This is a genomic window from Planctobacterium sp. R6, assembly GCF_055755215.1.
The window spans coordinates 79,119-91,383 of sequence record NZ_JBVTQY010000018.1; the positions used below are offsets into that span (position 1 = coordinate 79,119).

The window sequence follows — 12,265 nt, forward strand, 5'->3', positions numbered from 1 at the left end:
TTGGTTTAGTCGGCTATAAAGCCGATTGGAGTTTTAGGTTGTTTGCGACGGTTTTCCTCAACAAGCAGCGAGAGTGCTTGATTGCGGTGGTCCGTCTTGGGGTTAAAACGCATGTGTCTGGCAACGATGGCCAAATCACCTGGCGTAATATGCTTAAGCTTACTGAGTGCAGAGGCCTCAGACTGCGTGAGAACGCGTATGCCAAGCGTTTGCTTGTACAGCGTATGCAGTTGTTTAACTGACAAGTACGTGCATTCAAGCTTGATGTCAAAGCGTCTCAGCACCGCATGGTCTAACTTGGCTGCGTAGTTGGTGGCAGCGAACACGGGCTGTGTATTGCACTCAAGTTGCGTCAGCAGTTCATTGACCAGTTGTACATCGTGTTGGGCGGTCAGGTGCTGCCTGCTTGCTAACAGACTATCGACTTCATCGATAAGCAAGACGGCCTGTTCACGATGGGCGCGATAGAACAGCCCTGAAACCTGTTGCTCGCTTTCGCCCACGTATTTGCTGAGCACATCCGATGCTGAGACACGGATAATTGCCTTGTCGTGAACCTCGGCAAGATGATGAGCCAATGCGGTTTTTCCTGTGCCGGGTGGTCCAGTTAGTAATACACGAATAGGCGCATCGCATTTAATCGCACTATCGATGTCGCGAATTCGCGACTTGGGGCCTTTGATATTGAGCAGGCTCATATCAAACGGCATGTCACCTTGGTATTTCGGTACAGACTCCAAGAGGCCAGATGCGATCAAGGTGTTTTCAGCCACTTCGGTTACCGTCTTTTCGGCATCGTTACCCGAGTGATTTACCAATTGGGAAACATGGCAGGCATTATCTATTACCGCTGGCGTGAGATTATCTGTTTTTGCCCATTGATGTTTGAACGTCTTGGCCAGACGCAAGCCTTTACTGGATTTCTGGATAATGGATTCAAGCTGCGACGCAGGCGGCGCTGTGACGTCCATCACCAGCTTGAACCTTCTAATGTAGCTCGGCTCCAGCCAGTCGATATAGTTGGTTATCCAGATGCACGGCACTTGGGTGTGTTCAATAAACCGCTGTAGCCTTTCTTTGGTATATCGGGTATCGGCTTGGTCGAACAGACTTTCACATTCATCAATTAGTAACATGGCATTGCTGTTACTGCCTAATAAGGTTTGTAACAGCTTCAGGCTTTGCAGCCGTTCATCGCTGGCAAACGGATAACCAAATTCATTCTGCGTAGCCGTCTGCTTGGTGTCTTTTGCACGTACCTCAATAAGCTGACGATGAGAGGTCTTTGCAAGCGTTCGGGCAAGCTCGGTCTTGCCGTTGCCACTTTCACCGTAAAGTAGAAGCGAAACACCCGACACCTGTTTATCAATTGCGGCATTGAGGTACTCGCTCACCAAATCGTAGTTAATATGAGCAAAGTCTTTAAGCCCGAACTGTGCCTCTGGGCTACATGTCATCAATGGCGCTAACAGCTGCTCTTTTGTCTTTATCGTTGTCGTCAATAGCGCATTGCGAAGAAAGAACGGAAGACCTAGGGTTGATAGATTATCGATGTCCATGCTATCGACAAAACCGAGTTCAAAGAGTTTTGTCTGTGCATCGTGTAATGCCTCAATGCTCGACTCGAACATATGGCATAAGATGCGCTGATTAGTCAGACGCTGGACGGTAAATTCCATGTCGGAGTAAAGCTTGGCGAAGCCTTCATTAATGGCTAGCAGCATTGTGAAGAGCATTATCTCGCCGCATGGATGTGCTAGTCCAAACAGCTCACAAACCTTTTCGAGGTTTTGTGATAACCGCTTCTCTTCGGCAGATAGTACAAGATTTGATAACAGTACCTTCTTAACATCCTGCTTTTTCAATGCCTTAGTAAGGCGCACATTCTTGTCTATCACCTTGGGCAATGTGGCAGACCAATCAAAATCTACATGTGTTGGTGTAACTTCCAACAAGCGCAAAGTCAGATTCGAGCCCAATGCAGGAAGCGCACTGGTTTCATTGTTACTCGATGTCATAGCGGCAGTCCTGCATCACCATAATTAAGTTCATCTGCTGCTTTACGCATGGTTTTGTCATCGCGCTTGTCGTAGATAACGGTGGTTGAGATATCCGAATGCCCTGCCATTTGTCTAACCGTATTGAGATCAGCGCCTTGGTCTAGTAATCGGGTGATATAGGTTCGGCGTAAGTCATGTGGTGTAACGGTAGGCAGGCCAAGCTCCTTGAAATACCGTTTAACGAGCGAGTAAACCAGTTCACCGTTAATAGGATTACCGTTATGCGCATGACCACCGCGTTTTACTGTGCAGAATAGGTAGCCAGGCTTGTCAGTACGAGCCTCCATCCAGTCTTCGATGGTTACTTGCACCCAGTCAGGCAAGTAGACGGTACGCGACTTATTGCCTTTGCCTTGGGCAACAAACAGTGTGCGTTTTTCATAGTCATAGTGCCCACTATTTAAGTCGGCGACTTCACTGCGGCGCAAGCCACATCCTAGCATCACAGCAAAGATGGCATAGTTCCGCAGACCTAAAGGCGCGCGGTTCTGTGCTAGTAGCCGAAATAGCTTTCTTACCTGATGCACCGTAAGCGGTGTACCTGCATGCTGCCCATGCTTTACTTTGGGCACAGATTGAAGATTAAGATAATGTTGTTGGTCGACTTGGTTGGTAATAACGGCAGCTTTTACCACACCGCGAATGGCCATCATGGCTCTGTTAATCGTGCGTGGCGCATGGCCTTCGCGTAAAAGTGTGTTTTGAATGGAAAGCGCCTGTGCATAGTCAACACTGGCGAGTTTGGTGGGTAAATCATCAAGCAGCCAACCCATGACATCAGCAATGCCTTCTAACTGAGCCTGAATTGACCGCCTACTGTTGCTTGATAATCGAGCCAAATAAAGCTGATACGGACACTGTGCATCCATAGGAATCTCCTGAATAAGCGTTGTTTTTAGTGGGAAAAAGCGGCTGCTGGACCACAGCCATACCCACAATGTAACGCCTATTTCAGGGGATTCCTGCCGCTGTTTTTGACCTATTTATCACATTTATTCGATATCAGTTTCAACTGCTTTTCGATTCTGGATAACCCGCTCTCAATCATAGAGTCAGAGATAATCTGCTTTTGATAAGCTCGCAGGTATCTAAGCAACCTTTTTCTAGTGGCAGGCTTACTGCTCATTACGATAGGCGTAATACCAAAGTGTTTACAAAGCCTAAGTGTCTGAGAATCAAAAATATTTGACGAACGAACTTTCTGTAAATCATATAGATAAATGCTCGACAGAAAGCTTTGGAGATTAAGACTTACAATGATATCCGAAAGCGATATTCTTGGTCTGCATCGCATTTCTATGCGCAACTTATTGCCTTGAAATACTTTTGTCGTTCTTGATTCTCTCCATCCCTTACCATAGACGACAACATAACGCTTAGACCTTGAACGCCCAAGCCGAATACACCGAAGTTTACCATCTTGTCCATAGCTCGTTTCAGTAACTCTGGTTTTACTTTTGTGTATTAATACCTTGGACAAATCACCTTGTATGTCAATTGCGAGATCCAATCTAGTTACGGTCAGTTCGGAGCTAGATATGAGACCTTTATAATCAAGCAGATATTTGATTGTTTCACCAACAAGCTCAAAGTGTTTATTCGAATACGGAAATGACTTTAGTTCTACCTGTAACGGTGAATCATTAGCGGCATTCTTTGGGTCTATTTGCACCAATAACCAAGGTTTGCTGCTGTCAAAAAAACTCAACACAACTTGAATCAAGCGGAATACGTATCGCTTGTTTATATCTGTTTGTGGCGAAGGCTTGTTGTCTAAAATTCCTTGAAAGTGAAATGAATCTTCGCTGCAAAATTCTCGCATCAAACTTGAGTGAACCTTTGAGAGTCAGAGCAAGCGCATCAATTTCTATAGTTGGTAGGATATTCATATTTATTCTCCTCCATTAACAGAAGTACCGACAAGCCGCTTATTCTGTAGCCTGTTGATCTTTACGCATCGTTTTTTTGCCGTTCTGGCTATGACTTGATCGATCGATGGGAGCTTATCGACGTACTCATCTACGACTTTTTCGATAAGGAACTCTCCTACACTCTGGCTTCCGTCGAATTGTTCGAGTAGGGCTTTAAATCGTTTTATCCTCTTTTTTTGATTTGCTAACAGTTGTGGTGGTTTCTGGATTTGAACAACATCTTCAAAAATCTCTTTCTGAAATTGAGACTCTTTTGATTCTGATAAGTCATTCTCATCATTACAAAAGCTATCTGTGCAGTTATGCTTACTTTGAGATGAATGTTCTTTATCTTCGGGGTCCAGCGAATCAAATAGCCGCCCATTCGACGGCGGCCTAACATCTTCCTGTTTCTGACCTAAATACCCGCTCTTTGCCAACTTCACTCGCTTTGCAGTAAGCCATTTCGCCGTTATTTCTTTGGTACCGAACTCTTGTTTGTGCTCTCTTGCTAAGAATGACCAAACATGCTGTCTCTGGTCGTAGTCTAAATCACGAAAACAACGCATAGAGTTCTGTGAAAAGTCACCAACTCTTTTCCATGTTCCTGTTAAATCGTAAGTAATGAGACCAGACTCGACTAATGCTCTAGCAGCACAGTAAGAGTGCTCTGGGAGTTCACTTGAAACCCATTCTTTGAAGCTTTGGCACTTAAGGTTCTTCCAATTACTGTTGGCATAAACCTGTGCAAGTGCCCTAGTTCCATCTTTATTGGCTACTCTTACTTTTTTGGACAGTTGCTTCAAATGCCTATCGTCGACAATTGCTGGGATACTATTTGAGGATTTTTTCTTTAAACACATGATAACCTTCCGTATGTAACTGAAATTAATAATGATTTTTTAAGCGATTGGTCGCTTAGGTGTGAAATTAGGAATTTCACTTATCTAAACGCAAAATTTTTTAAACTTATTTGGAATATGTTTCAGCTATATTGGAATAAGGCGCGATTTCTCTAGGATGAAAGGAAGTTGTTACAACTTAAAAGTGTGAATAGTGTTAAAAACGGGCTGATAAATATGCTTGTAAGAGTGCTACCATCATTGAAGTGAAGTTTCTTGGGACTGCTCATAGTTGACAGCTGTCAACTGGCAGCTCAAATCTATAATTTGATGTAATTAACGAGTAGAGGAATCAGCATAAAGTAGTTTGTGTTAATACACATTAACAGCAACTATCCATAATTCGATTGCGACTGCACGCAAACCACGTAACATTAACTATACACGTTATTTTTCTTTGCAAGGCAGTAGGTAATGGCTAATCTAGTTGATCGACATAACATCGATGATACGTTGTATGTTTTTTTGCAGGATAACAGCAAACGTTGGTATGCACGTTTTAAGTTGTTTGGGAAGTGGTACTGCAAAACGACTAAGCAGAAAGACTTAGAAGAGGCAAAGGCGACAGCACGCTATCTTCGAACTGAGTACAAAATTAAAATTGAAACAGGAACGTTATCGACGAGTAAGCGGTTCCGTGATGTCGCTCAAAAAGCAATTGAGCAAATGCAACACGAACTTGATATGGGTACTGGCAAGGTTGCCTACAAGGACTACATCGGAGCGTTGACAAAATATCACATTCCATTTTTTGACCGAAACTACATTACTTCTATTGACCAAGACAAGCTCAGAAAATTTAACGTAAAGCGCATAGAGATCGCTAAAAAAGAGTTATCCAAGTCTACAATTCTCAATCATAACGCCGCTCTGAATATGGTTTTCAAGATTGCATTGGACAATCAGTGGATGTCACCACTACAAGTTCCCAATTTAAACAATGTTGGTAAAGAAGGAACAAGACGCGCGTCATTCACACCTGAAGAGTATGAACGCATTTGTGCCAAAGTCACTGAAATGGAAAAAAATGCGAGAAAAGAAGTAACGGCACAGATCAGACGATGCCTTTTCTATTATATGGAGTTTGCCATTAATACCGGGCTAAGACCTGGCTCTGAGTTGAATCAGCTTACTTGGGGTGATCTTCATATACAGACACAGGACCACATGGCACGCTTTTACCTTACGGTGAGAAAGGGCAAAACAACCAAATTTACTGGCACGCGCGAAGTTGTATGCAATGCCAATATCTACGATGCGATTTGGTTGCTGACACTAGATTTTCCAGACCGGAAGCCAAGTGACCTAATATTCCGCTTAAAAAATGGTAAGACGACTAAAGAGCTAAGCCGGACATTCACAGCTGTTTTGGATGAACTTGGAATGAAGGAGTCGCCACACGGTACTCGCACATTGTATTCGCTTCGTCACAGCTATATTACATGGGAGCTTATGGCTCAACGAGTTAGCATGGAAATACTTGCGAAGCAGAGTGGTACATCCATATCTATGATTGAACAGCACTACAGTCACGTCACCCCCAAGATGTTTGGCAATCAGCTTTCGGGGGTTGAAATGGATGAGATCAAACAGGTCAAAGACAGATTCGCGCTATCCACTGATCGAGCCGTTGCCTCTTATACTAAGAGGGCTAAGGAGTGGGAAACTAACTACATGAAGCGAGGATGTATTTAGAGAAGTTACTTCAAAGGAAAAAGACAGAATTGCCTTGTTTCCTTTGCATACCATTTACCATGCAGGCTAAAACGAGCATACCAGCGTTTAATACTGTCTTGCTCGTAGACTCTCCAATAGAATGGTTCAACAGAAAATGTTGTTTACAATTAGGATTTTTTATAGAGAATAGTAGGGTTCATCCATCAAGAGTATATGTACCTTTTTAGAATCGCTTGCCAGCGTCGATTAGTGCATTACGAATCACAGCCTAGTGTTAACATTCTATGTTTGAAAGTGATATGAAAATAAATGAGCTAACACAATATTTGATAACAGCCGAGCTCTCCCATAGCGCAGAGTCTCCTATGTTTAATCCAAAAAAGCTAAACATAGGATTAAATGAACTATTTTTATCTCTTTCTGGTAACGACACCCCTACAATAAAAAGACTTTCATACTCAACGCCAATCAATAACAGTGGTTGGACTGGCTATCTAGTATCTGACTCTTTGACCATGGCTTTTCATCATTGGGATTCATGCGACCCTGGAATAATTCAGATTGATCTCGTTTACAAAAGGAAGGCGTTATCTGAAGAAAAAATAAAGCAAAGTATTGATAATTTCTTTTTGACTTATAGCGTAAAAATTCAAATAGTTTCAACCAATCAAATGGGTTGTAAATTGATAAGTAAAAATGATTTTAACATGGAAAAAAGGTGCAATACGGGGCCAGATAACCATAGCCATTTGATAGTTAGGGCTGTTTTAAAGAAAAGTTACGGACTAACAAAATCTTACATATACTCCACATCGAAAAAGATAGGTGAACTAATTAATTTCATAGGGATGAAACAATTGTCGTCTGTTGAATATACAACAAATCATGAAGATTTTGCAGAATTTATTGTAGGTATAACAACCTCTCACGTCTCTTTGAAATGTATGGTTTTAAAGGGTGAAATGGAATTAATCTTCGATATATTTAGCTGTAAGAAAATAGAAGTAGACAAAGTAAGAAAATGGATGGTCGAAAATATGGAGGCCGAAATAGTAGACGGTATTTTCGTTGAGAGATATCCAAACCTAGCCATACGATATATTTAAGAGGCATAACAGGGTGAGTGAAGGAAAGCCAATTACGCACTTAGCAGACTCTACAAAGATTTTTATTGTTACTGTGATTTTTGCTGCGATACTGCAAAAGTTAGGAGAGGGTATCTATGACTATTTTACAAAACAGAGTATAGCGAATGGCGATTCTACTAAGTCCTCACTTTTTTGGAGTAATATGGGGGACTTCCAGTTATGGCAAATTGTTATTTTAATCTACTTCTTTATTACTCTAATAAGGCACACCGCTGGTGCATTAGTTACAAGCCCACTTTCTAAAGAGAAAAATATAAGAACTCAGAATCCTAGATATCTGTATTACTCGTTCATTGCTGACCAAACGCTTACCCTAGTCCTATTCGTGCTTCACTACATGGTAGCAATTTCAATATCAAAAAATTTTGCTGATTTACAAGGCAACACGACTAATGTTGTTATTCCTACTATCATAGCCGTAGCGCTCTTTTTTGATTTGATTCTTTGCGTATTCTGGATAAGCGCTACTAAATTAATATCTCCGGACAAGATTAACCTTACTAACGAAGAGGCTCAAAATATAAAAGAGCTTAACAAAAAATGGGCTTGGGTATCGGTAATCGAATTACTGCTTATGATTATTACTATCAGCTTTATGGATTTAGGTAGTACGAATTTAGCAGCTTTAAGCATTGTCATATCTATTCTAATTGGAGTTTATGACATCACATTTAACGCCAAAGAATGGTCTAAGATAATTTAGTCTATGGGAAATTCAATAAAAGTCCCTCCTATTAAAATTAACAAATATAATTGTCATATAGACATACCTCAATATGAAATTTCGCTAAAAAGCATCACTGGGATTTATGGTATTTCTGGTTCAGGGAAAAGTACATATGCAGCTTCATTGGCAGACTCACTACCTAACTCATACTTAATCACGCAGAGAGATACCGTATTCGAAAGTTTATCAGTCAGGCAAAACATTGAACTCGTATGCGCTAATTTCGGAGTCGACACACGGAGTGAGAGTTTTAATAATAAGCTAACTCTGAACTCTCGGTTACTAGGCATAAATGAAAAATTAGAGTTATTAGCGAATGGCTTAAGCGGAGGCGAAAGAAAACGAATTAATGTATTACGTGGGCTACTGATAAACCCTCAGCTTCTTATACTTGATGAGCCTTTCGTCGGTGTAGGAAGGCAGATCGAAAGAGTACTAACAAGCTTATTAAGAGAACGGAAAAGAAATGAAGCCCCATCGCTAGTGATAAGCCATAATATTCCTTTGCTTTGGTCTATCGCCGATAGAATTAAATTGCTAGAGAATGGATGTTTTGTTAATTGTGTTTCGCCCAGTGAGCACCACCAAAACTTAAAGACTGTTCCTAATTCATTTATTGAATCACTAAGTGTCACAAACGTATTCTCAATAGAGCAATTTAGAAGGATATTTTGTGTCGAAAAATTGAAGGATGATATTTTCAACTTTTCTAATATATCATTTTGGGAAGGAAGTGTTAGTTTACATGAAGGAGATTATGAAAATTCTTCCTCAGAGGCTTATTTTTGCCTTGGTAGCATTATTTCTGACCACCTTGTTCTAATTCAAGAGTTATATATAAAAGGCCAGCGTTACTTTCGAATGGAGTTTGAGTTTGGAAAGGATAGCTGTGAACTGATAGCAAAAACAAGCGGTAGAACAACCAAGTCATTGAGTGCAAATTACTTTTTTATATTGGAAAGTGCTTACGCATATGAAGAATAACTTATTGTTTTATTCTGCCAATGCCCTTATTGGAGTTTTTTCGCTTTTCATTATAGCCTCATTTTTTTGCGCAATGTTTGTCGACTTTTATGACTTTAAGATAACATTTAGTAATCAGTTTTTTCATATTAGAGATATATTCAGTAACGAGGTGCTTTTTTCTTTTCAAAGAACGTTGATAGTAGCATTACTCTCGATGCTGATTGTAATAGGCCTAACTTTCCAATTGAGAAAAGCTAGAGATAGGCGGGTTCTATTACTACTATTTATTATTTATTACCTTTTTGACCCAATTTCTCGATCTTTTTCTCTACAAAGTTCAATTTTTTTGCTTTTGACAGTTTTTGAAGAAGGCCCTTACTTACCTGATGTTGTTTTTAATATTCTAGTCCCTTCTCTGACTCTAGCTTTATATTTTTTTCCTTTAGTGCTACTTATAGAGCTTTTCTTTTCAAAAAGTGATTTACATGAAGAAAAGTTATTGTTGGAGAAAGACAAAGAGCAAATATTAGATTTGTCTAGGTTTTACTCTGCTCTTCCGTTGTTAGGCTCCTTAATTTTTCTCGTATCTTTTTTCGAGCCTTGGGTTGTTGAGATGGTTACCTTCAGGAAAACTAACTATTTCGGCCCAATGATCACAAGCAGAATACTGTTCACGAATGATATAACTGCAGCGATCATCATGGCATTGAGTGGCTTTGTTACAACTCTTTTAGTTTATTTATTCCTAGTTTATATTTCTAGTCGTATGAAGACCAAGCTTTTATCCAAAAGAAGTTCGGATGTTTTACCACCTAGCAAAATAAAAAGTATTGTTGTTCAAAATGGAATGGCTTTTCTATTCATATTGTTGATATTCTCACAGGTTTCTTGGATGTTTGGAATTGAAGAGGGATTTAATTATAATTTTTTTCAGAACTCATTTTTTAGTTTTATAAACTCAGTTCTTCAGTTGTCGTGCATTTTGCTTATTTCATTTTTTCTAATGATAAGCCTTGCCCCTCTAAGAACTATGAAGAAATACATTGTCAGGAAATTTTCTTTCTTGGCGATTTTGGTGGTGGCTCTCTCACCAGAAGTTATTTTTATTCTAATTTCTGCATTTCTTATCAAGTATTTAGGGTTTAGTAGTGGTTTTTTTATGTGCGTAGTTATGTTTGCTAGCTTTTCCACTGCAATTCTTTATTACCTTTTCGTTGAATACTTTGACTCTATTGATTTTGATCATAGGCTATTTTGCGAGTTCTCTAGGTCTTCAGTCGTGAGCGCAATAATTGTTGTTGTATCAGAGCACAAAAAATTTGTAACAGGAGCAATTTTGATAGTTTGTTTTCTATATTTAGATAACTATCAATTAATTACTTCGTCGGCAGGATCTATGAAGTCCCTAACTGTTGATATTGCAGGAAAGGTTTCCAAGGGGTTCCATTATGGCGATGCTTTTTTAATTATCGAGCATTTCTTATATAGAGCTTTAACTGTAACTTCAGTCTGTTTGTTGGTTTTTGTTTTATTTAAAAGAGAGTGTAATTTTTATAAATAAAGTTAAAATTTTTCTTGTTATTATGTTTTCGCTTTTTATATTGTTCGCGGTTTATCATATTACACAAAAACCAAAAGTTAGTGTGCTCAACTGGGATTTTTATATTGGTAAGCATACTATCGACTCTTTTCAGCAAGAAGAAGGGGTTTCTGTTGATTACAAAATCTACTCCAGTAATGAGGAGGCTCGGTTTTTTATTGAGCAATCCCCTGGTACATACGACATCGTAGTTCCTAGTGATTATATGATTCAGAATTTAATAGATAGCGATTTATTAAGTGCAATTGATCTAACTTCTATACCAAACGTTTCTGAAATTGAGAAAGATGCTATTTCTGAGTTCGATAAGAGAGGTTGGTTGAAGTTTTGTGTACCTTATTTGTATGGGAATACCGGTTTCGCTATCAACACGGCTAACATCAAAGGGATTGATGCTTCCGAGTTTTCATGGAACTACTTGATCAGGGATGTAGAAGGAGAGCAAAAGCTTAAGCGAAGAGTTGTTGTTCTGGACGATGCTAGGCAAGTCCTGGGCTCTGTTTTAATGGAGAATGGGTGGGATCCTAATAACCCTACAGATGAACAGCTTAATAAGGCTGTCGGAATTTTGAGTAGAATTAGGCCTCTTATATTGGAGTTTTCTGCTGATACTGGTAAATCAAGAATGTTGAACTCTGAAGTTGATGTAGCGTTTGCGTGGAGTGGCGACTCATTACAAGTGAAGAGCAAAAATCCAAACTGGAGTTATGCGGTACCAAATGGTGGGGGCATTAAATTTCAAGATGGAATATGCATTCCTAAAGACTCTCCCAATAAAGAAAATGCCTATAAGTTTATGAATCATTTACTAGAAAAGTCAGTCCATTTGGACATAATAATGACCACTAAATATTTAACCACCAATAGAGCTGCGAAGATGAGCTTAAAACCAGCAGAAAAGGTTACATTTAAGGTTTCAGAACCAAAGAATATGAAGTTTCTTGAAAGTCTAAGCGGTAAAGAGTTAACACGGTTTGAATCTGCTTGGGAGCGTGTAAAGGGATAAGTATATAACTAAGTTTTTTGCAAAGTTTTTGCAAAGCGCTTTGAACTGGCGGCTATTAGCCGTCGTTAGTGAGGTAAAATAGACGCAAACTTTTCAAAATCCGCCGGTAGCAATACTGTGCCGGTTCAAGTCCGGCCTCTGGTACCATACTTCAAACCTGCTTTTTAGCGGGTTTTGTTGTATCTGGGCCTTTGAATCAATCCGGGTTTGTCGGAGGCTAATTATCTTGAGAGAATTAGCCAATGAACAAAAGAATAAGTTATTCCCCA

10 protein-coding genes are annotated in these 12,265 nt (G+C 39.8%); 6 read left to right on the forward strand and 4 right to left on the reverse strand.

Annotated features, from left to right (window positions below):
- Positions 1–5: 5 nt before the first annotated feature.
- The 4 genes from AC0J20_RS12920 to AC0J20_RS12935 all read right to left on the reverse strand — a co-directional run bounded on the left by AC0J20_RS12920 (position 6) and on the right by AC0J20_RS12935 (position 4,833).
- Positions 6–2,018 (reverse strand): AAA family ATPase, encoded by a 2,013-nt coding sequence (locus tag AC0J20_RS12920; protein WP_473021963.1) that lies wholly within the window; start codon positions 2,016–2,018, stop codon positions 6–8.
- Positions 2,015–2,929: a tyrosine-type recombinase/integrase gene (locus AC0J20_RS12925; protein WP_473021964.1), complete on the reverse strand. Its 915-nt coding sequence runs from the start codon at positions 2,927–2,929 to the stop codon at positions 2,015–2,017. The genes AC0J20_RS12920 and AC0J20_RS12925 overlap by 4 nt, the downstream gene beginning before the upstream one ends.
- Before the next feature lie 110 nt (positions 2,930–3,039).
- Positions 3,040–3,885, reverse strand: coding sequence for a hypothetical protein (locus tag AC0J20_RS12930; RefSeq protein WP_473021965.1), 846 nt, complete (start codon positions 3,883–3,885; stop codon positions 3,040–3,042).
- A 66-nt stretch (positions 3,886–3,951) separates the two neighbouring features.
- Entirely contained in the window at positions 3,952–4,833 is an 882-nt protein-coding gene (locus AC0J20_RS12935; protein WP_473021966.1) for a hypothetical protein, read from the reverse strand.
- Positions 4,834–5,286: 453 nt separating this feature from the next.
- Between AC0J20_RS12935 and AC0J20_RS12940 the strand changes: the two genes are divergently transcribed.
- The 6 genes from AC0J20_RS12940 (at position 5,287) to AC0J20_RS12965 (ending at position 11,996) form a co-directional block, all read left to right on the forward strand.
- Positions 5,287–6,567 carry a tyrosine-type recombinase/integrase gene (locus AC0J20_RS12940; protein WP_473021967.1) on the forward strand — a complete coding sequence of 427 codons (1,281 nt, stop codon included), beginning with the start codon at positions 5,287–5,289 and terminating at the stop codon, positions 6,565–6,567.
- Positions 6,568–6,848: 281 nt separating this feature from the next.
- On the forward strand, positions 6,849–7,655 hold the full coding sequence (locus tag AC0J20_RS12945) for a hypothetical protein (RefSeq protein ID WP_473021968.1): 807 nt from the start codon (positions 6,849–6,851) through the stop codon (positions 7,653–7,655).
- 13 nt (positions 7,656–7,668) lie between these two features.
- The gene (locus tag AC0J20_RS12950; RefSeq protein WP_473021970.1) at positions 7,669–8,400 is read left to right on the forward strand and encodes a hypothetical protein; all 732 of its coding nucleotides are present in this window, start codon (positions 7,669–7,671) and stop codon (positions 8,398–8,400) included.
- A gap of 3 nt (positions 8,401–8,403) precedes the next feature.
- The gene (locus tag AC0J20_RS12955; RefSeq protein WP_473021971.1) at positions 8,404–9,408 is read left to right on the forward strand and encodes an ATP-binding cassette domain-containing protein; all 1,005 of its coding nucleotides are present in this window, start codon (positions 8,404–8,406) and stop codon (positions 9,406–9,408) included.
- The gene (locus AC0J20_RS12960; protein ID WP_473021972.1) at positions 9,398–10,951 is read left to right on the forward strand and encodes a hypothetical protein; all 1,554 of its coding nucleotides are present in this window, start codon (positions 9,398–9,400) and stop codon (positions 10,949–10,951) included. The genes AC0J20_RS12955 and AC0J20_RS12960 overlap by 11 nt, the downstream gene beginning before the upstream one ends.
- A complete protein-coding gene (locus AC0J20_RS12965; RefSeq protein ID WP_473021973.1) occupies positions 10,914–11,996 on the forward strand; it encodes an ABC transporter substrate-binding protein in 1,083 nt (360 codons plus the stop codon). Before AC0J20_RS12960 ends, AC0J20_RS12965 begins: the two co-directional genes overlap by 38 nt.
- Positions 11,997–12,265: the final 269 nt, after the last annotated feature.